Annotated in this window: 23 protein-coding genes, 4 tRNA genes and 2 pseudogenes; 24 read left to right on the top strand and 5 right to left on the bottom strand. The window is 41.4% G+C overall.

Translation table 11 applies throughout. The features are described 5' to 3' along the window. Positions 1-3: 3 nt before the first annotated feature. The gene (gene coaBC / locus EDX97_RS10350; RefSeq protein ID WP_128521080.1) at positions 4-1,194 is read right to left on the bottom strand and encodes a bifunctional phosphopantothenoylcysteine decarboxylase/phosphopantothenate--cysteine ligase CoaBC; all 1,191 of its coding nucleotides are present in this window, start codon (positions 1,192-1,194) and stop codon (positions 4-6) included. Between the two features lie 79 nt (positions 1,195-1,273). Between coaBC and EDX97_RS10345 the strand changes: the two genes are divergently transcribed. From EDX97_RS10345 to EDX97_RS10285, 12 genes are all read left to right on the top strand, one after another. Further along, positions 1,274-2,398, top strand: coding sequence for a glycerate kinase family protein (locus EDX97_RS10345; protein ID WP_128521079.1), 1,125 nt, complete (start codon positions 1,274-1,276; stop codon positions 2,396-2,398). 5 nt (positions 2,399-2,403) lie between these two features. Then, a complete protein-coding gene (locus tag EDX97_RS10340; protein WP_128521078.1) occupies positions 2,404-2,916 on the top strand; it encodes a hypothetical protein in 513 nt (170 codons plus the stop codon). Between the two features lie 65 nt (positions 2,917-2,981). Beyond that, positions 2,982-3,371 (top strand): Inorganic pyrophosphatase, encoded by a 390-nt coding sequence (locus EDX97_RS10335; protein WP_128521077.1) that lies wholly within the window; start codon positions 2,982-2,984, stop codon positions 3,369-3,371. A gap of 41 nt (positions 3,372-3,412) precedes the next feature. Continuing rightward, a complete protein-coding gene (gene rbr / locus EDX97_RS10330; protein ID WP_128521076.1) occupies positions 3,413-3,955 on the top strand; it encodes a rubrerythrin in 543 nt (180 codons plus the stop codon). A gap of 41 nt (positions 3,956-3,996) precedes the next feature. After that, on the top strand, positions 3,997-4,254 hold the full coding sequence (locus EDX97_RS10325) for a hypothetical protein (protein ID WP_128521075.1): 258 nt from the start codon (positions 3,997-3,999) through the stop codon (positions 4,252-4,254). An 11-nt stretch (positions 4,255-4,265) separates the two neighbouring features. Then, entirely contained in the window at positions 4,266-5,144 is an 879-nt protein-coding gene (locus tag EDX97_RS10320; protein ID WP_128521074.1) for a CPBP family intramembrane glutamic endopeptidase, read from the top strand. A gap of 66 nt (positions 5,145-5,210) precedes the next feature. Then, positions 5,211-5,287 (top strand) — tRNA-Ile (locus EDX97_RS10315). Between the two features lie 26 nt (positions 5,288-5,313). Continuing rightward, positions 5,314-5,389: transfer RNA gene (locus EDX97_RS10310), tRNA-Ala, on the top strand. A 34-nt stretch (positions 5,390-5,423) separates the two neighbouring features. Further along, a tRNA-Ile gene (locus tag EDX97_RS10305) sits at positions 5,424-5,500 on the top strand. Between the two features lie 25 nt (positions 5,501-5,525). Then, positions 5,526-5,601, top strand: a tRNA-Ala gene (locus tag EDX97_RS10300). 58 nt (positions 5,602-5,659) lie between these two features. After that, positions 5,660-6,406: a ZIP family metal transporter gene (locus EDX97_RS10290; protein WP_128521073.1), complete on the top strand. Its 747-nt coding sequence runs from the start codon at positions 5,660-5,662 to the stop codon at positions 6,404-6,406. A gap of 56 nt (positions 6,407-6,462) precedes the next feature. Continuing rightward, positions 6,463-6,855: a pyridoxamine 5'-phosphate oxidase family protein gene (locus EDX97_RS10285; RefSeq protein WP_128521072.1), complete on the top strand. Its 393-nt coding sequence runs from the start codon at positions 6,463-6,465 to the stop codon at positions 6,853-6,855. A 79-nt stretch (positions 6,856-6,934) separates the two neighbouring features. On the opposite strand, the gene EDX97_RS10280 is transcribed toward EDX97_RS10285, so the two are convergent. Continuing rightward, positions 6,935-8,047 (bottom strand): Ldh family oxidoreductase, encoded by a 1,113-nt coding sequence (locus EDX97_RS10280; RefSeq protein ID WP_128521071.1) that lies wholly within the window; start codon positions 8,045-8,047, stop codon positions 6,935-6,937. An 84-nt stretch (positions 8,048-8,131) separates the two neighbouring features. Between EDX97_RS10280 and EDX97_RS10275 the strand changes: the two genes are divergently transcribed. Next, positions 8,132-8,533, top strand: coding sequence for an ACT domain-containing protein (locus EDX97_RS10275; protein WP_128521070.1), 402 nt, complete (start codon positions 8,132-8,134; stop codon positions 8,531-8,533). 8 nt (positions 8,534-8,541) lie between these two features. Here EDX97_RS10275 and EDX97_RS10270 read toward each other — a convergent pair whose 3' ends face one another. Beyond that, a complete protein-coding gene (locus tag EDX97_RS10270; protein ID WP_128521069.1) occupies positions 8,542-8,895 on the bottom strand; it encodes a hypothetical protein in 354 nt (117 codons plus the stop codon). A 66-nt stretch (positions 8,896-8,961) separates the two neighbouring features. Next, on the bottom strand, positions 8,962-10,398 hold the full coding sequence (locus EDX97_RS10265) for a LuxR C-terminal-related transcriptional regulator (protein WP_128521068.1): 1,437 nt from the start codon (positions 10,396-10,398) through the stop codon (positions 8,962-8,964). Positions 10,399-10,555: 157 nt separating this feature from the next. Here EDX97_RS10265 and EDX97_RS10260 point away from each other — a divergent pair, with 157 nt between their 5' ends. The 11 genes and pseudogenes from EDX97_RS10260 to uvrB all read left to right on the top strand — a co-directional run bounded on the left by EDX97_RS10260 (position 10,556) and on the right by uvrB (position 19,788). Continuing rightward, positions 10,556-10,921, top strand: a complete 366-nt coding sequence (locus EDX97_RS10260; protein ID WP_128521067.1) for a hypothetical protein — start codon at positions 10,556-10,558, stop codon at positions 10,919-10,921. Positions 10,922-11,093: 172 nt separating this feature from the next. Then, entirely contained in the window at positions 11,094-11,225 is a 132-nt protein-coding gene (locus tag EDX97_RS10255) for a hypothetical protein (RefSeq protein WP_128521066.1), read from the top strand. Positions 11,226-11,243: 18 nt separating this feature from the next. Beyond that, on the top strand, positions 11,244-11,504 hold the full coding sequence (locus tag EDX97_RS10250; protein WP_128521065.1) for a hypothetical protein: 261 nt from the start codon (positions 11,244-11,246) through the stop codon (positions 11,502-11,504). After that, on the top strand, positions 11,501-11,869 hold the full coding sequence (locus EDX97_RS10245) for a precorrin-2 dehydrogenase/sirohydrochlorin ferrochelatase family protein (RefSeq protein WP_128521064.1): 369 nt from the start codon (positions 11,501-11,503) through the stop codon (positions 11,867-11,869). Before EDX97_RS10250 ends, EDX97_RS10245 begins: the two co-directional genes overlap by 4 nt. Before the next feature lie 72 nt (positions 11,870-11,941). Beyond that, a pseudogene (gene hemC, locus EDX97_RS10240) lies at positions 11,942-12,727 on the top strand (hydroxymethylbilane synthase); the annotation flags it as partial. A 53-nt stretch (positions 12,728-12,780) separates the two neighbouring features. After that, positions 12,781-13,143 carry a uroporphyrinogen-III C-methyltransferase gene (locus EDX97_RS10235; RefSeq protein ID WP_221175940.1) on the top strand — a complete coding sequence of 121 codons (363 nt, stop codon included), beginning with the start codon at positions 12,781-12,783 and terminating at the stop codon, positions 13,141-13,143. After that, a complete protein-coding gene (locus tag EDX97_RS10230) occupies positions 13,140-14,108 on the top strand; it encodes a uroporphyrinogen-III synthase (protein ID WP_221175939.1) in 969 nt (322 codons plus the stop codon). The genes EDX97_RS10235 and EDX97_RS10230 overlap by 4 nt, the downstream gene beginning before the upstream one ends. A 44-nt stretch (positions 14,109-14,152) precedes the next feature. After that, a pseudogene (gene hemB, locus EDX97_RS10225) lies at positions 14,153-15,085 on the top strand (porphobilinogen synthase); the annotation flags it as partial. Continuing rightward, complete coding sequence (gene hemL / locus EDX97_RS10220) at positions 15,075-16,334, top strand: glutamate-1-semialdehyde 2,1-aminomutase (protein ID WP_128521062.1); 1,260 nt, start codon at positions 15,075-15,077, stop codon at positions 16,332-16,334. The pseudogene hemB and the gene hemL, both read left to right, overlap by 11 nt. Before the next feature lie 77 nt (positions 16,335-16,411). Next, a complete protein-coding gene (locus EDX97_RS10215) occupies positions 16,412-17,806 on the top strand; it encodes a S41 family peptidase (RefSeq protein ID WP_128521061.1) in 1,395 nt (464 codons plus the stop codon). A gap of 8 nt (positions 17,807-17,814) precedes the next feature. Next, positions 17,815-19,788, top strand: coding sequence for an excinuclease ABC subunit UvrB (uvrB, locus tag EDX97_RS10210; protein ID WP_128521060.1), 1,974 nt, complete (start codon positions 17,815-17,817; stop codon positions 19,786-19,788). Here the strand turns inward: uvrB and EDX97_RS10205 are convergent, their stop codons facing one another. Beyond that, on the bottom strand, positions 19,789-20,460 hold the full coding sequence (locus EDX97_RS10205) for a uracil-DNA glycosylase (protein ID WP_245978055.1): 672 nt from the start codon (positions 20,458-20,460) through the stop codon (positions 19,789-19,791). It lies immediately after the preceding gene. Between the last annotated feature and the right edge of the window lie 10 nt (positions 20,461-20,470).

Below are 20,470 nucleotides of genomic sequence, written 5' to 3'. Positions count from 1 at the left end.
GCATTATTTTTCCTTTTCTAGTTTCGACATAGTCTTTAGAATTTTATATCCTAATTCCGATTTCGTCAACTTAGGCAATCGATCAATGGACTCTTTGGTGATCAAGCAGACAACATTGGTATCTCCTTGAAAACCAGCCCCTTCTACAAATAAGTTATTGCCAATCAATACATCACAATTCTTATCGATGAGTTTTTGACGGGCATTCTTTTCCAAATCTTGGGTTTCCATCGCAAAACCACATAAAATTTGATGAGTCTTGTGTTGACCAACATATGCCAAGATATCTGGATTTTTCACAAGACGAAGTTGCATAGTTTCATCGGACTTCTTGATTTTTTGATCAGAGATGACTTCGGGACGATAATCACCAACTGCAGCGGCCATAATGATATAATCGGCCTTTTCATAATTTTCTTTTACGGCTTCAAACATTTCTTGGGCTGTTTGCACATGGATCATTTTTACACCTGGTAAATCCGCTAGCGCACAAGGTCCACAAACCACCGTCACATTGGCACCCATATCTTTGGCGGCTTGTGCAATCGCATAGCCTTGTTTACCCGATGAATGATTGGAAATAAAACGCACGGGATCCATCGGTTCTTGGGTAGGTCCTGCTGTAATCAGTACATGCTTGCCTGCTAAAGATAGATCGGGATGAGTCAATTGTTCAATGCAATCTACGATATCGGATACCGGCGCTAATTTACCTTTGCCTGTTGCATCGCATGCCAAATGACCAACAACCGGTTCCACAAATTGATATCCCAAGTCTTTGGCTTTTTGGATATTTTCTTGGGTCACTGGATTTTCATACATATCCACATTCATGGCTGGACAAATCAATTTGGTGCATGTACAAGCTAAAAAAGTGGTAGATACAATATCATCACTGATGCCATGGACCACTTTGGCGATCACATTGGCTGTAGCTGGTACCAAAACGACAATATCTGCCCAATTGGCTAAGCTGATATGCGCAATGGGATCATCGGGATTATGAAACAAATCGGTTTCAACCGGATTTTTTGATAAGGCTTCAAACGATAATGGCGGAACAAAGTGTGCGGCATGTTCTGTCATCATAACTTTTATTTCGAAATCACGTTTGGAAAGAGTGCTGACTAGATCACAAGCTTTGTAGGCGGCAATTCCTCCACAAACGCCAATCAATACGTGTTTTTTGGCCATAGTAAACCTCCACATAAACTCTCTTCATTATATAGTATCGTCATTTTGAACTCAATCTTTTCTATGGTAAACTGAAACTATGAAAGTTGTAATTGCGAGCGATTCCTATAAAGGATGTATGACATCATCGCAAGCTTGTGATCGCATTGAAGCCGGAATTCTTCATGCCAATCCAGCCCATACGTGTGTAAAGTATCCCATGGCCGATGGGGGCGAAGGAACAGCCGCGGTCTTTTGTGATGTGATTCACGGCAAAATGGTGACATGTCAAACCGTGGATGCTTATGGCAAATCGATTCATGCCCACTATGCCTATAATGGTTCGATTGCGGTCATGGATGTAGCTAGTTGCATTGGGCTGAATATGACGCCCAAAGAAAAGCGCAATCCCATGGTAGCTTCTTCGTATGGGGTTGGTTTGATGATCAAAGATGCAATCCATCGAGGGGCTAAAAAACTGGTCATTGGTTTGGGTGGTAGTGGCACCAACGATGGTGGTATGGGCATCTTACGTGCTTTTGGCGTCAAATTCTACGATAAAAAACGGAAAGAGTTGGAGCCGGGCATTTATAGTTTGAAAAAGATTGCCTTTATGGATAAACGCCAATTTAAAAAGCCATCGATTGAAATCATTGTGGCTTGTGATGTCAAAAATCATCTCTTAGGGCCCGAAGGAGCCACGTATATTTTTGGTGCACAAAAAGGTATTTTCACCAATCAAATGAAAGACATTGATCATTGGATGGCCTTGTATCGAGATAAAGTCCAACAGACCTTTCATGTGGATATGGATGTTTATGAAGGATCGGGTGCAGCCGGTGGCATTGGCGGTGTCTTATTAGGCGTATTCCATGCCCGTCAACAAGCAGGAATTTCCTTGTTGATGGAAACCAATCATATGGCCAAGGATATCCAAGATTGTGATTTAGTGATTACCGGAGAAGGGCAGACCGATGCCCAAACCATGTATGGAAAAGTTCCCTATGGGGTTTGTGAACTCGCCAATCAGTATGGAAAACCAGTCATTTGTTTATCGGGTGCTTTAGGTAAAGGCTATCAAGATGTATATCAAACGGGAATGATTGGTATTTTTTCAACGGCCGATCGAGCCATGTCGTTTCATCAAGCGTTAGCGCAGGGCCCGGAAAAACTGGAAGCATTGGCTTATAGTATAACTAAATTAGTCGATGGATTAAGGAAGTGATGAACATGAAACGTTTCGTATCAATCGTATGTGTCCTAACCATGTGTTTGGCATTAATGGGTTGTCAATCGGGAAAGGATTTTCAAACCAAAGATATTACCGTGAGTCAACTTCAAGAAAAAATGAAGAAGAAAGATACATTTGTATTTATGGTCGAGCGGGATGGTTGTCAATTTTGTAAGAAATTGAATGCTTACATCAAAAAGACCAAGGGTGAACATAAAAATATTACTGTCTATGTGATTGATTCAACCGATTTTGGGTTTCAAAAAGAAACCGAAGATGCAGATCATTTAATTTCGACAACGGATGATGGCAAAGCTTTACTGAAAATTACACCATATTTTATGTATACTCCGGCTTTATATGCCGTTAAAAAGGGAAAGGTCAAACAAGCAGCCATTGGTTTCAATGATTCGGATAAGACCGTTGCTTTGTGGAAGAATACGTCACAAATTGATTTTGAACAAGCCGAATATGAAGATTTCTGGGATTTTGTTGAAAACAACGCCCAATAAAGTTGCATTTCTTGTAAACTCTTTCAAGAATGATATAATGAGTGTACATATTTTCAGGAGGATTTATGCAAGAGATTGAAAATAATGCGCTCTTCTGGCAAAAAGTGGATACACTTGTGTTATCGAGCTCGATCGAGATTGATTATCCCAAAGGATCCAAACACAAACAATTTACCAATTTAGTGTATCCCGTGGATTATGGGTATTTGACCGATACCATTGATCCGGCTGGTGATCCAATTCATATTTACCAAGGATCGAAAAAAACCAATCGTGTGGATGCATTGGTCATTAGTGCCGATATCTTAAAGAAAGATTGTGTTGTGAAATTCTTATTAGGATGTGATGAAAAAGAAACCTTGGCAATCATGGAATTTTTAAATCAAACGGATTTTCAGAAAGCGGTATTGATTCGACGGGGATCAGAAATTCCAAATTGGGCCTCAAATGACTAAAAAAAATGGTATAATAATCAACAAAGAGGAGGTCTGATTTTATGGAATTAAAAGGTTCTCAGACAGAAAAAAACTTAGAGACGGCTTTTGCGGGTGAAAGCCAAGCAAGCATTAAGTATCAGTATTATGCTTCCCAAGCTAAGAAAGATGGATATGTAAAGATTCAAAATATCTTCTTAGAAACAGCAGGCAATGAAAAAGAACATGCGAAATTGTGGTTTAAAGCGTTGCATGGTGGTGCCGTTCCAACAACGACAGAAAACTTGAAAGATGCAGCGGCTGGTGAAAACTACGAATGGACCGATATGTATGCCGGTTTTGCCAAAACAGCTCGTGAAGAAGGTTTTGATGAAATTGCTCGTTTATTTGATGGCGTAGCGAAAATCGAAAAACATCATGAAGCTCGTTATAGAGCAATGTTAAAAGAAGTTGAAGACGATACGATGTTCAAAAAGGCACCTGATACAGTATGGATCTGCTTGAATTGCGGACATGTATTTGTCGGACCAAATGCACCGGAAAAATGCCCAGTATGTGCACATCCAAAGAGCTATTTCCAAGAATTGAAAGAACATTTTGAATAATAGAGAGGCTGGATTTTCCAGCCTTTATATTTTGAGGTACTATGAAAATTATTGAATCGGTAGAAGTTGTTGAATATTTAAAAGCAGGTCATGTCTTGGTCATCATTGAAGATGGAACCTTGGTAGTCTTGCAAGAAGGAAAGATTCGTCTTCAAAATCCGAATTGGCACAGTGTCGTATCGTATTCGGATTTTAAAGTATTATATCCAAAAGCCCATTTTGGGTTGTATGAAGAAGAAGTGACCATCGATGAAAAGAAAGATGAAGAATATTATCGATGGCGTGCTAAATATCAATAGGAGGAAAGACTATGCCACCTGTTTTCACAAAATGGAAAGATCTAAAAAAACAAGTCCGACGGATTGGTTGGCTTTTGCTGGGATTTACGGGGGCACAGGTCTTAGCAGGATGGATCTTACGTTCTATCTATGCCCGTTATTATGTGTATATCAACGAAGAAACCTATGCCGGTATTCGTCTGTTTTTGTTGACGTTATTGACAACGGGAGGGACGGCTCTAATTGGTAAGAAAGTGTTGAGGGTCAAATGGACAAAATCAAACTTTCAATGGAATTTTTCATGGGAAACCGTAAGTAAGACCGTTGCTTCGATGTTTACCATCACTATTACTTTTTCCATGCTTTTGACATTGATTCAAATGGCATTGGGCGTTCATTTTATGGATGGGAGTTTAACAGAATACAACAGTCCATTGTATGTTGTGTTGATGATTCTTTCGGCGGTGTTTATTGCCCCTTGTTGCGAAGAACTCCTATTTCGTGGTGAGATTGAACATAGTCTCATGCCTTATGGGGCACTGTTTGCTGCCATTTTTAGTGGTATCCTTTTTGGATGGATGCATATGAACTTTACCCAGGGCATCATGCATATGTTTACCGGCACTTTTTTGGGATTGGTTTATTATAAACATCGCAATCTATCTTTGAATATTGTTTGTCATATGTTGTTTAATGGCATTACGGTAGGTTTAAATTATTTGACCAATTTTATGGGACTACGCGCTATTATCGTATTTGTATTGGTTGTCTATGGTATCCTTGGTTTGAAGGATTTACGACCTTTGCCAGAGAAACCATCCTATCCTATTTTTCGAATGGCTTTTCGACAGATTTCCATCGTCTTATTCTTTATTGTCTTTTTGGTCATTTCGATATGGAGCATCTATTAAAAAAAGTAAAAAAGTGTGTTGACATCAAATATTGGTAATGGTAATATGATTAGGCAGTCAACAAGCGGGCCTGTAGCTCAGTTGGTTAGAGCGCACCCCTGATAAGGGTGAGGTCGCTGGTTCAAATCCATTCAGGCCCACCATTTAATTTGTTGGCTTTCATATACATGGGGTGTTAGCTCAGATGGGAGAGCACCTGCTTTGCAAGCAGGGGGTCATCGGTTCGATCCCGATACGCTCCACCAATTTTTATTAAAATATCGCTTCGGCGATTATCGCGGGCCTGTAGCTCAGTTGGTTAGAGCGCACCCCTGATAAGGGTGAGGTCGCTGGTTCAAATCCATTCAGGCCCACCATTTCTATTTATTATTTATTTCCAATGGGGTGTTAGCTCAGATGGGAGAGCACCTGCTTTGCAAGCAGGGGGTCATCGGTTCGATCCCGATACGCTCCACCAATTGTTAAGAAAATCGCAATCGCGATTTTTTTTTTTGCTTTTATGGTAAAATAGGAATATGAATATACAAGTACTACAAGGATTGTTATTGCCCTTTTTAGGAACCAGTTTAGGCGCTGCTTTTGTCTTTTTTATGCGCCAGGACATGTCCACTCAAACGAAACGAATGATGACAGGATTTGCCTCCGGTATCATGGTTTCAGCAAGTTTTTTTAGCTTATTGGAACCCGCCTTAGAACAAGCCAAAACGGTAGGACCCGTTGTTTGTGGTTTTTTATTGGGTATGGGCTTTCTTTTGTTTTTGGATGTGGTCATTCCCCATACACATATGGATGATCAAGAAGAAGGGCCTGCTAATCACCTGCAAAAATCAACGAAGTTGTTATTTGCGGTCACGCTTCATAATTTACCGGAAGGTATGGCAGTTGGTATTGTTTATGCTGGATGGTTAGCTCATCCGAATGCTGTTTCTGGTGCGTTTGCCTTAGCTTTGGGTATTGCGATTCAAAATATTCCAGAAGGAGCCATCGTTTCGATGCCGTTACATGCAGCGGGTATGTCAAAACCCAAGACCTTTTTAGCCGGTGTTGGATCAGGGGCTGTGGAACCCATTGGTGCTTTATTGACGATTTGGCTATCGCATTGGATCTTGCCTTGGATGCCGGTGTTATTAGCCTTTGCAGCCGGGGCCATGATGTATGTTGTGGTAGAAGAATTGATTCCAGAAATGAGTGAAGGCGAACATTCCAATTGGGGAACGATTTGTTTTGCGTTGGGATTTGTTTTGATGTTGATTTTAGAATAATCGGAATTGACAATCTATTTTGTGTGACATAGGATGAAACAAAAGAAGTGTTTTTTATGGGAGAACTTTATAATTTCTTAAAAGATGCCGGTGTATGGTTTTTGGCAACGGACGAAGATGGCCAGCCACATGTACGTCCAATTGGAACAGAACTGATCTATAATGACAAATTGTATTTTCAAACCGGATTGAAAAAGAAGATGGCACAACAATTATTAAAAAATCCGAAAATTGAGATCACAGCTGTGAAGGGTGACCGTTGGGTCCGTGTACAGGCCGAAGCTGTCCATGATCCGGATGAAGATGTACAAGGCACTATGTTGGATGCTTTTCCAGAACTAAAAGAAATGTATGCTGTTGGTGATGGAAATACCGCATGTTTTTATTTAAAAAATGCCATTGCTACTTTCTGTAGTTTTACGGAAAGTCCATATACGGTTAAATTCTAAGTAGAGTTGTATAATGCGTACAGCTCTTTTTTTAAACAAATAGTAGGCAGCTTCGTATCCAAGGAAGCTGCCTTAATCTTTAATCTTCAAAAGGAAAATGATAGTTTAGATGATACATATCACGTACGGCTTTGAAATCATCTTGGACACCTTTGCCCATTGGTACCCCTTTGTCTTTTCGTACTTGCCATACATCCCATTCTTTTTCACCAGCTGTATAGATTCGATCATGACCAGGTGCTTTTTGACTGTTACGTAAACCACGCAAGATATCACCCGCTGTTTTCTTAAAGGTATCTAGACCCATAAAGAATTCTGGATTGATGACCAAGAAGAAATGACCCAAATGATAAGGACGTTTGGTTCCATCGGGATTCTTATTCGTTAGATCTTTCATGAATAAGCCACCGGTTAGGGCTGCTGATAGAATTTCTACAACCGCAGCATAGCCATAGCCTTTATAACCAGCCATTTCATCACCAATACCACCCAATGGCGTTAAAGCAGCGGTTCCTTCCACCAATTTCTTTAAAATTTCTTCAGAATCGGTTAAAGCCGTGCCATCATGAGCGATGACCATACCTTTTGGTGTTGGTTTGCCTGAACGGGCATAATATTCAATCTTGCCACGTTGAACGATGGATGTTGCACAGTCTAAAATAAAGTCAAAATCTTCATCCGTCGGGAAGGCGAATGTAAGTGGGTTGGTACCCATCATGTTTTCCACACCAAAGGTAGGTGCAATTGAAGGACGGGCATTGGTTCCGGTGATACCTAACATGCCTTCTTTACTAGCCATGGTTGCCCAATAACCAGCAATACCATAATGTGAAGAATTCTTAATGGCACCCATCGCTAAACCATATTTTTTCGCTTTATCGATCAGTGAAGTCATCATCTTATAACTCGCAACCATACCCATACCATCGTGGGCATCGGCTACACAAGTGGTTGGCGTATCTTTCAATACTTCATAATGGGTAACCGGATTTAAGATGCCATCATTGATTCGATCAATATAAATGGGTTTGAACCGGTTGGTACCATGACTTTCGATACCACGACGATCACTTTCCATTAATACATCGGTACAAATTTTTGCGTCTTCTTCGGGTACACCCGCTGCTTGAAACGCATCAATCATAAAATTTTGAATGAGGTCCCAGCTAACATAAGGACGAGTTTCTTCCATTTTCTTTACCTCCAAACGTATGTTTTCTATTGGTATCTTATCATAATAACGCGTATAATAGAGGAAACTTAGGAGGATGCAACCATGATGAAACAACTGTCGGTTTTTGCCGAAAATAAAAAAGGCGCAATCAACGATATTACGAAAGAATTAGCCGATGCCAATATCAATTTATATGCGCTATTGACCAACGATAGTTCGGCTTTCGCGATTGTCCGTATGATCGTTTCAGACACAGAGAAAGCACAAGAAATCTTAAAGAAACAATACTTGACACACTTGGATTCTGTTTTAGCTGTTCGTGTTTCCAATGAAGTGGGCAGCTTGAATCGATTATTAGAAGATGTCAAAGAATGCAACATCAACATTGATTATCTCTATACGACTTTTGGTTGGGATACCCCACAGCCCATCATGTTGATTCATTGTGAAGAAGAGGAAGAATTAGAAATTAGTCTCAAAAACAAAGGATACGATCTTATGTGATCGTATCTTTACTTTTGTTTTTCAAAGGTAATCGTAGCTCCACTGTATTCAAGGATCAAATGTCCATCTTTAGCTTTAAAATCCATTGTATCTTTGGAATCTTTTAACTGGATTCCATTTTTGATTTCTTCCCAATCCCCTTTGTACGTATCTTTATCGATGGTAACTTTTGCACTGCCATCTTCCTTTAGATCCATGGAAAATTCACCAACAAGAGATTCTGTTGAAATCGATACACCATAGGCTTCGGCTTGGGTGGCCTTCCAGGTACCAAGATATTTGCTATTCGCATATTTGGCACTTCCACAACCCACCAACAAGAATAAAATAGTAAACAGGCTGATCAGTAAACGCTTTTTCATGGGACTTCCTCTCTTTCAATGTATTTATACCATGATAAAAAACGTTCCAATAGTACCCCTAGGGTACTATTTTGCATTTGAATAGAGATCTTGGATCCGACCACATCGTTGAAAAAGATCCACATAGATTAATAACTCTTCTTTGGACTTGATGCCCAATTTATGATAGATATTTTTGTTGTGCTTTTTGACCGTATTGACACTAATACAAGCAATATCAGGAATTTCACGAATCTCATGACCATGGATGTATAAGTCTGTGATGGATCGTTCCGCAGGTGTCAACGTCGCAAATCCGTGAAGGAACGTATCCAAAGCTTCTTGTAACTCATAGGGTATTTCTGGTTTTTGATGCGTCATGAATTCCTTTGACTCACGTGCAAGATCCTTCACGGACTGGAATACACATCCTTGTTTGGTATGGAAATAAGGAATATGCACCATATGAATGAAAGTATCCATGGAATGAATATCCTCGCTAATCTGTACCGGTGTAATCTGAACCGAAAATTGATAGGTGTGATGTCGATACTGCCAAGGACTGGCCATACGTGCCTGAATCGTTTGACAGAGGGACAGGGGATCCTCAGTGGTCGTTAAGACATAGATACCATATTCACAATCGTAACAATGTCCCCTTTTCACAAGGCTGGATAGCCAATCGGTGATCAATAAACGATAACTATGAGAAATATCACTCGTTTGAGAGAAAAACGATAAGACTTCCAATCGTGATATTTTGATGATGATGGCATACATCGATGTCTGATTCACAAAATAGGGCGATAGGTCATTGATCATCGCTTGGAAATTTTTGATCCTCGTAACCGGATGATAATACTGATCAATGGGATCAATGAGTTGTAAAAAGCCATAGAAACCTAAAGCCTGAAAATACATTTCAATGAGTTGGTGAGGCATGAAAAGACTTTGGATCAAAACTGGTATGCCTGACAATAGAAATAAATACAACAAGGTGCGATATTGTCGCTGTGTCAAACGCTCTCTTTTATGAATGATCAAACCCAGACAAAGTGCCAAATACAAATATACAGCACCATAGATCATGTACATCATTGGACCATGAACATAGTGATTGGTTTTGTCATAATAGAAAACAGCATGGGTCCAAGGATTGAGAAGCAAAGGAAAAAGAATGAAACAACATTCAGGCAAAAGGAGAAGGATATTTATATAGTGATGGGTCGTATGACCAATTTCTAAATCAACGATCAAAAAATATAGAAACACAAAGGCTTCACTGGAATGAACCGCTAAAAAAATATAGTTCATCGCATCACGGAAAAAAGGGGCTGTAGCACTAGGATAGGAATTCGTAAAGGAACTCGCAATATCGGTGATCAAGGCAACCATGTGCATTAACAATAAGATCAAAAAGATACGACTGAAACGGTTATGGTGGTTTCGTCGATAAAAAAGGGTATAAAGGGCCATCCCTGTCAAAGCAATCGCACAGATATCAAAAGAAATATTATAAAGCATATATGTAAGTTATCCTTTATGATTACTATACAAAACTTTTGATGATTTGCCTAGGCAACCATAGAAAATTCGGTTTGTAGTATAATAAAAAACATGAATTGTATCAGTATCTCCTATAAAATAGCTCCGATTGAGATTCGGAATCTATTGGCCTTTGATGCAACTGAAAAAAAAACAATTTTTTGACCAGATAGAAGGACAATGCGTCCTTCTATCGACCTGCAACTGGCTGGAAATCTATTTTGACATAGACATCGATGCGATGGAAGACCAACTTTGTCGTTTCAAAGATTTAGATTGTGATGTGATGATGCCTTATTTTGCGACCTATACATCGGTAGGTGCGATTCGCCATTTGGCGCGTGTGGCTTGTGGCATGGACTCCATGGTTTTGGGGGAAGATGAAATCTTTAGTCAAGTCAAAGAAGCCTATGAATATTCTCGGCAATTCAAAAAGACCACTTATTCGTTTCATACGATTTTTCAAAGGGTCATGAAAACAGTGAAACAAATCAAGACCTAGACAGGACTGTCTTCGACTTCGGTTTCCATTGGCACATTAGCGGCCCATGCGGTTTTTGACTTTGGCGCCCACACGGTGTTGGTCATTGGAATCAGTGGTAAAATTGGCAGCATCACCGCCAAAAATGTCTTGGCCAAATCAAACATTTCCCTGATCCAACAGGCCGACAGCTGTGATCATCAGTGCAACATCGAGTCCCCATTATACGATCACCAAGACAGAACTGGCAAAACATATCGATTCAAAACCACGCTTATTTATCGATTTAGCTGTTCCCAATGATATGGATCCGCATCTGCAATAATTGTCCCATTGTACATATATGAATATCGACCATTTTCAACAACTGGCCAAAACCAATAATCAAAAGAAACAAGACTATGCCCAAAGGGCACAAGCCACCATTGATCAAGGTGTATCGGACATTTTAAAAGAATTGCGGATGCACGATGTGATTTCGTATTTGCCCCAAATCAAAGAAAAAACCATGGAATCTTTTGTCTATTCTTTACGCAAGACCAACACCTATGAACAAATGGATGCCATAGTTTCCTGGCTTGAAAAGTGGGTGAACAACGAATGAGTTATTTTTCACTCATGATCGATCTCGATCAGAAACAAGTCTTGATCATCGGTGGTCAAAAGACAGCATTACGAAAAGCACATCAATTAAAACAATTTGGCGCCGATATTCATATCATTAGTGAAACCATTTGTGACCAACTTCGATCCTATCCCTATGAAATCCGATCTGTAAAGCCTTCGGATATCTGTTCCCGATATGACTTGATCATTGCCGCTACCAATCAAAGAGAGGTCAATGCCTGGATAGCCCAAATGTGTAAACAAGAACGCATCTTGGTCAATGTGGTGGATGATCCAGCTTTATGCACCTTTATCTTTCCGGCTATCCTCAAACAAGATGATGTCATCGTTGGAATCTCCTAAAACTAGCAGAATTATTCAGAGAGGCGAAAAATGACTAAACTACGAATTGGCACATGAACTTCACAATTAGCCAGGATCCAGACGCAAATGGTCGTGGATGCGCTACAAATCCCCGTCCAAATCGTCCCTATTGTCTCCAAAGGCGATCAGATCCAAGATCGGTGCTTGGCTTCCATTGGCGGCAAAGGCTTATTTGTTTCTGTGTTTGAACAAGCCATCCAAAAGGATCAAATCGATATTGCTGTGCATAGTGGCAAGGATATGCCCAGTCAAATCACAGACGGTTTTTATGTACCTGCTGTATTAGCACGAGCCAATCCTGCGGATCTATTGATTTCCAAGACCAAGATCTGGCCCGGAGCAACCATTGACACATCCAGTCCGCGACGTGCCCAGTTGTATACTCGCATCGATCCTACATGCCAGATCAAGATGATTCGTGGCAATGTGGAAACCCGTTTGCGAAAGTTAGAAGAAGGCGATTATGATGGTATCATTCTTGCACAAGCCGGATTGGAACGACTACACATCGATTTGCATGCCTATGTTGTTCAAGTTTTGGATATCCTGCCCGCAACCGCACAAGGAATCATTGCCATTGAAACCAAGACCGGCTTTATTTTACCCAAAAACATTGACGATAAAAAGACACACATCTTGTTTGATACCGGACGCCAATTGATGGCTTTGATGCATGCCGATTGTCACGATGCCGCTAGTGCTCATGCGCAATGGATCGATGATGACACTCTTCAAATACAAGCGTTTTATCAAGATTCACCCATTTTCATGTGCCAAACCAAACTTGATCAGATCGATGCTTGTATTCAAGAAATGGCAGGTGCTCTCTATGGGTAAAGTCTATCTTTGCGGAGCAGGACCTGGTGATCTAGATCTGATGAGTCTCCCTGATGAGTCTCCAAGTTCGGCATCTGATCCGGATTTGTGATGTATTGATCTATGATGCCTTGGTAGATGCAAGTATCCTGAAACAAACTAAGGCGCAAACCATTTATGTGGGCAAACGAGCCGGCCAACATGCCATGTCCCAAGAAGCCATCAATCAATTATTGATTGAAAAAGGGAAGACCTCGATTGTTGTACGCTTAAAGGGTGGGAATCCCTTTGTGTTTGGCCGTGGGGGCGAAGAATGCATGGCCTTGGCCAAAGCTCAGATCCACTATGAAGTGATTCCAGGCATTTCCAGTGCCATTGCGGTACCGGAAACCATGGGAATTCCTTTGACACATCGATCAGTCGTAGTTTTAGTGTGATCACCGGTCATACCCAAACGGGAAAGGTGGATGTGGCCCCATATGCCCAACTACCCGGTACCTTGGTCTTTTTGATGAGCATGGGAAATGCCAGTCAGATTGCCGATGATCTGATTCAAAACGGAAAACCAGGCTTTACTCTGGTGGCTATTCTTTGTCGCGGTACACGATTCGATGCTTATCGAAAAAATTGCACCTTAGAAACGATCAAAGAGGCTTTCGAAGATCCGCAGGTCGGTACCCCAGCCATCCTTGTTGTCGAAGAGGTGGCTGCTTTGGATGTTCGCTCAAAAACGCCTAGCGTAGTGGTTTGTGGAACGGAGCACTTTACTCGCGCCTTTCAAGACCAATGTTCGATTCCATGTACGCGCCAAGCGTATGTACAAATTGTCTATGAACCCGATAAGAAAATTGATTTTCGACCCTATAGTCATGTTGTATTAACGGGAAAAGCCGGTATCGATGGTCTGTTTCAAATGATGGAAGATATGCGTGAAATCAGTCATCTACAGTTTGTGACCATCGGACCGAGCAGTGCCAAATATTTATACGATACGTATCACATCCATGCCGACTTTATCCCATCATCATATACTTCAGACGAATTAGCCAATCTTTTATGTGGATGGTCAGATGCCAATCTTTTGATCTTACGAGCCCAAAAAGGCAATTCGGTATTGTCTTCGCGATTGGATGCAGCCGGTATAAGCTATACCCAGATTCCTGTCTATGATACGACTATTGGCCAAGTGCGAGCTATTCATGAAGACTTTGCCATCTTTGGCAGTGCCCAAGGTGTTCATGCCTTTTTTCAACAAGCCGGACATATCGATCCACACACTCAAGTCTTGGCCATTGGACCATATACACAAGCTGCTTTGGCTGCTCATCATATACAAAATATACAAGTTGCTCAACAAGCAACCATTTCAAGTTTGATAAAGAAATTGGAGGAATGTTTATGAAACAATTTCGACGTCTCCGTCAAAATTAAGCCTTACGCAATTTAGTCTGTGAAACACGATTGGACCCCAAAGATCTGATTTATCCTCTATTTGTGGTGGAAGGCACAAACATCAAAGAACCTATCGCAACAATGCCAGATATTTATCGCTATTCCTTGGATCGCATCGATGAAGAATTAGAATGCGTGCAAGCAGCAGGTATCTCCGGCATCTTATTATTTGGTGTGCCGGCCCATAAAGATGCCGTAGGATCGAGTGCATACGATCACCATGGCATCTTGGCACAAGCCATTACCCATATCCAATCGAAGTTACCTCATCAACTTGTGATTGCGGATGTGTGTCTATGTGAATATACCGATCATGGCCATTGTGGTTTGGTGCATGAACACGCCATATTAAATGATGAGACTCTTCCCTTATTGGCAAAGATGGCTGTGTGCTGTGTCCAAGCCGGTGCCGATATGGTTGCACCCAACGATATGATGGATGGCGATATCACAGCCATTCGTCAAGCTTTGGATGCCCATGGCTTGAGTCAAACACCCATCATGGGGTATAGTGCCAAATATGCGTCGGGCTATTACTCGCCTTTCCGAGATGCGGCTGGTTCCGCTCCTTGTTTTGGAGATCGTCGATCGTATCAAATGGATCCACGCAACGGAAAAGAAGGCGTTCGCGAAGTGGAGAATGACATTGATATGGGTGCCGACATCGTTATGGTCAAACCTGCATTGGCTTATTTGGATGTGGTGAAAGCTGTTTCCGAACACTGTTCTTTGCCTTTGGCTGTCTATAATGTCAGTGGTGAATATGCCATGGTCAAAGCGGCCGCTAAAGCCGGTATGATTGATGAAAAACGCATCATTTTTGAAAATTTAATTGCCATGAAACGAGCGAGTGCCCAGATCATCATTACCTATCATGCACTCGAAATGGCACATTGGCTAGAAACCGGAGAAGTCTATGCATTTTGATTATTCCCAACAAGCCTTTGCACTGGCATCGACACTGATGCCAGGTGGTGTCAACTCACCCGTACGTGCGTTTCAATCTGTAGGAGGAACCCCTTTATTTATCAATCATGCGAAAGGCGACAAAGTGACCGACATCGATGGGAATACATTTATTGATTATGTCTGCAGCTGGGGACCTGGCATTTTAGGTCATGCCCATCCCCAAGTTATCCAAGCGGTACAGAAAGCTTGTGTCGATGGTTTGACCTTTGGGGCACCAACCCGAAAAGAAAGTACCTTGGCCCAATTGGTCCAACAATGTTATCCAGCCATTGAAAAGTTGCGTTTGGTCAATAGTGGAACTGAAGCTTGCATGAGTGCCATTCGTGCTGCTCGAGGCTATACCCATCGCGACTACATCATTAAATGCATTGGGTGTTACCATGGTCATTCCGATGGGTTATTGGTCAAAGCCGGATCGGGTTTATTGACCCAAGCTGTCGCAGATAGTGATGGGGTACCATCTGGCTATACAAAAACCACTTTATTGGCTCCTTACAATGATGAAAAAGCCATCCAACAATTGTTTGAAACCTATCCCAATCAGATTGCGGCCGTGATCATTGAACCGGTAGCAGCCAACATGGGTGTGGTCCCACCCAAACCTGGTTATTTACAATTCTTACGTGACATCACCAAAACCTATGATAGTATCTTGATCTTTGATGAAGTCATTACTGGATTCCGATTGGCTTTAGGTGGTGCCAGTGAATATTTTGGCATTACCCCGGATATGGCAACGTTTGGCAAGATTGTTGGTGGTGGTATGCCTTTGGCTGCCTATGGTGGTAAAAAAGAAATCATGGATGTGATTTCACCTGTCGGTTCTGTCTATCAAGCTGGAACCCTATCGGGCAATCCCATTGCGACAACCGCTGGTATTGAAACACTTCAGATCTTGATGAAAGATCCGGATATCTATGATCGTATCGATTATAAAACCGCCCAATTGGCACAAGCCTATAAGGAGAAAGGCTATACGGTCAATCGGGTGGGATCCTTAATGAGTGTTTTCTTTACGGATCAAGAGGTCGTGGATTATGCCAGTGCAAAAACCAGTGACACCCAACAGTTTGCACATTATTTCCATATCATGTTGGATCATGGTATCTATGTAGCACCGAGTCAATTTGAAGCTATGTTCATTTCAGATGCCCATGATCAAAAAGATATTGAGAAAACGATTCAAATCATTCAAACCTATTTGTAAGCATCGAGGATTCGATGCTCTTTTCATATTTGACGTGCATGATACAATAAACAAGACAAACAGGAGGAACTGTTTAGATGACGAAAAAATATAAGTGGATACTTGTGATTGCGTGTGTGATTAGCTTTGGAGCCGGTATGTTTGTTCCTCAAAAAGCGACTTCAACGGATGAACAAAATAAATTTGATGCGATCTATTCCATCTTGACCAAGAAATGGTACTATGCCAACAAGACCAAGAATTTGGATCAAACCTTAATGGAACAAGCCATTACGGGTATGACCACCCTCGAAAAAGATCCGCATACCAATTATTTTAACTTGAAGCAATCCAAACAATTTGCCCAAAGCTTAGATGGCAGTTCTTCCGGACTTGGCTTTAGTTATTATGTCAATGGTGATGGCAACATCATCATTCGCGATGTCTTCATTGATTCGGCTGCCGATACAGCCGGTCTGAAACAAGGCGATATCATTACCGCTGTCAATGATCAAGTCTGTGCGAAAAAAGGCGCCGATGCCGTTGTTAAATACATCAAGAAACAATCCAAAAAAGTCACAGTCAAGTTCATTCGCAACGAAAAGGACAAGACCACCAAGATCAAACCCAAAGACTTTGATGCGAGTGTGACCTATCGTGTCAGTGGCAATGTGGCCATCATCGGTATTTCGAGTTTCTCCAGTCATACCGGATCCAGTTTTGAAAATGCGGTTGAACGCGCCCATAAACAAGGCATTTCTTCCATTGTCTTGGATTTACGCAACAATGGTGGTGGCTATCTTGTCGCTGCTCAAGAAGTAGCCTCCGTCTTAGTGCCAGCCCATTCGGTTGTGTTTGAAGAGAAAGACAGTCAAGGCAACATCACCAAGACGCGGACCAATGATAATTTCAAACAAATCAAAATGGATAAAATCATCGTTCTTCAAAATGAAGATACAGCCAGTGCTTCCGAAGTGGTGATTGGGGCTTTAAAAGCGGGCTTAGGCGATAAAGTCACGACCGTGGGGACAACGACCTATGGTAAAGGAACGGAACAAACCCAAGTATCATTTGAAGATGGTACATCCATGAAATATACCGTTGCGGAATGGTTGGATCCTAATGGGGATTCCATCAATAATAAAGGATGGAAACCCGATGTGAAAGTGGAACCATTGGATGTCACAAGCGTGAATTATATAGAGATGAAAAAATCATCGACAATGAAAGAAGATCATGTATACACCAATGCCAAAGCGTTGCAGACGTATTTAAAATATTTAGGTTATGACGTGGATCGAACCGATACATACTTTAGTCATCAAAGTGCCGAAGCGTTAAAACAATTTCAAAGTGATCATAAACTGGATGCAATCGGCATTTGCGATAAAGATACATGGGATACTTTATTAAAAATGATTTCTCAACAAGTGTATGCGAATGAATACAGTGAAGATCCACAATATGTGAGAGCCATTCAATTGGCACAGTAGGAGGCAATATGAGCGATACATTTGAATTGGTTTCGGATTATCAACCCAGTGGCGATCAGCCCCAAGCCATTCAATCGCTAGTGGAAGGATTGAAAGAAAAAAAGAAATACCAAGTTTTGATGGGCGCAACCGGAACCGGTAAGACCTTTACCATTTCCAACGTGATTGCGCAAGTCAATCGACCCACCTTGGTGTTTGCGCACAATAAGACATTGGCTGGCCAATTGTATTCTGAATTTAAGGAATTCTTTCCTCACAATCGCGTGGAATACTTTGTTTCGTATTTTGATTATTATCAACCCGAAGCCTATCTTCCCAAAACGGATACCTACATTGATAAAAGCACAAAGACCAACGAAGAATTGGACATGTTGCGCATGGCGGCTGTTAATAGTGTATTGGAACGAAGGGATACGATCATCGTCGCTTCGGTCGCATCCATTTATGGAGCTTCCAATCCAGATCATTATCGTCACATGTTGTTTACGATCCACGTAGGCGATGAAATTGAGCGAAATGATTTTATGATGCAGCTGGTCGGGCAACAATACAAACGCAATGACACCGATCCGCTACCTGGTACCTTCCGCGTACGTGGCGATGTCATTGAAATTACACCTGGCCATACCGAAAAATACTTAATTCGCGTGGAATTTTTTGGCGATGAAATCGACCGTATTAGCGAAGTAGATCCCGTGACGGGTAAAGTCAATGCATCTTATCAACTGTATGTGATCTATCCAGCCCATGCCTATGCATCCAGTATGGATGTGATCAACCATGCCGCTGATACGATCGAAGAAGAATTGGAAGATCGATTGGCATATTTTGACAAAGAAGAAAAACCATTGGAAAAAGAACGCTTGGAACAACGTTGTCGCTACGATATCGAAGCCCTACGTGAATTGGGTTTCTGCCCTGGCATTGAAAATTATTCCCGTCATATCGATGGACGAAAACCCGGAGAAAGACCCTATACTTTATTTGATTATTTTCCCAAAGACTATTTATTAGTGGTCGATGAAAGTCATGTTTCTTTACCACAGATTCGCGGTATGTACAATGGTGATCAAGCCCGGAAAAAAGTCTTGGTGGAATATGGTTTCCGCTTACCCAGTGCCTTGGATAACCGTCCTTTGCGATTTGAAGAATTTACCTCTTTGATCAATCAAGCGATTTTTGTATCCGCTACTCCTGGTGATTGGGAATTGGAACAAACCCATGGCCAATATGTCGAACAAATTATTCGACCAACCGGTTTATTAGACCCCGAAGTCGAAGTTCGTCCCATCGAAGGCCAAGTTGATGATTTGGTCGATGAAATCAAACGCCGTATTGAAAAGCATCAACGCGTTCTGATTACGACATTAACCGTACGCATGGCTGAAGATTTAACCTCGTATTTAAAAGAAATGGATTTTAAAGTGGCTTGGTTACATCACGAAATCAAGACCATTGAACGAACCGAAATCATTCATGATCTACGGGCTGGTAAATACGATGTATTGGTTGGTATCAATTTGTTGCGTGAAGGATTGGATATTCCCGAAGTCAGTTTGATTGCAATCTTGGATGCGGATAAAGAAGGTTTTTTACGTTCCCGTCGTTCGTTGATCCAGATCATTGGTCGGGCGGCTCGAAATGCAGAAGGCAAAGTCATCATGTATGCCGATACGATTACCGAATCAATGAAGGCAGCCATGGATGAAACCGCACGTCGTCGTAAGATTCAGATGGCTTATAATGAAGAACACGGCATCGTACCGAAGACGATCATCAAGCCAATTCATGATGTCGTTCGTTCCAAAGAAACCAAGGAAATGACAGCAAAATATCTCAAGAAACGTCGCATGGGCAAGAAGGATAAAGAAAAGATGATCCAGAATATTACCCAGGAAATGAAAGAAGCAGCACGTACATTAGATTTCGAACGTGCTGCCCAATTACGAGATATTTTATTTGAACTCCAAGATGATAAATAATTATACGTTGGACCGGGTCCAATCAATTGGTGTTTGACCATGGGATATTAAATATTCATTGGCTAATTTAAAATGATTGTTGCCGAAAAAACCACGATTGGCACTGAATGGACTTGGATGAGGACTCATCAAAATCAAATGATCGGGGTTAGTCAAAAGAGGCAATACACTTTTGGCTTTAGCACCCCATAATAAGAAGGCGACCGGGCCTTCTTTTTTATTGATCCAAGAAATGGCCTCGTTGGTGAAGTTTTGCCAACCAATATTTTGATGCGAAAGGGGCTTACCTTCTTCCACTGTCAAAATGGTATTGAGAAGTAAGACGCCTTGATGGGCCCAATCACTCAAATCACCACTTCGATGGATGGGGTGGCCATATTCCATTTCTAATTCCTTATAAATGTTTTGTAGGGAAGGGGGCAAACGAAAATTGGCAGGCACACTAAAACTAAAGCCTTGAGCTTGTCCGGGACCATGATAGGGATCTTGTCCCACGATCACAACTTTCGTATTTTCTAAGGATGTCATTTGAAAGGCGTGGAAGATATTCGGTGCAGCTGGATAGATGTGCTTGGTTTTATATTCGCGGGCAAGAAAGTAGTCAATTTTCTTCAAATAGTCTTTTTGAATTTCTTGATCAAATAAAGCTTGCCAATCGTTATTCATTTTCATAGAAGACCTC

Source organism: Absicoccus porci, from assembly GCF_003725415.1.
GTDB lineage: Bacteria > Bacillota_I > Bacilli_A > Erysipelotrichales > Erysipelotrichaceae > Absicoccus > Absicoccus porci.
Note: the sequence above shows the minus strand (reverse complement) of the source record. Positions and strands in the feature narration are given on the sequence as shown.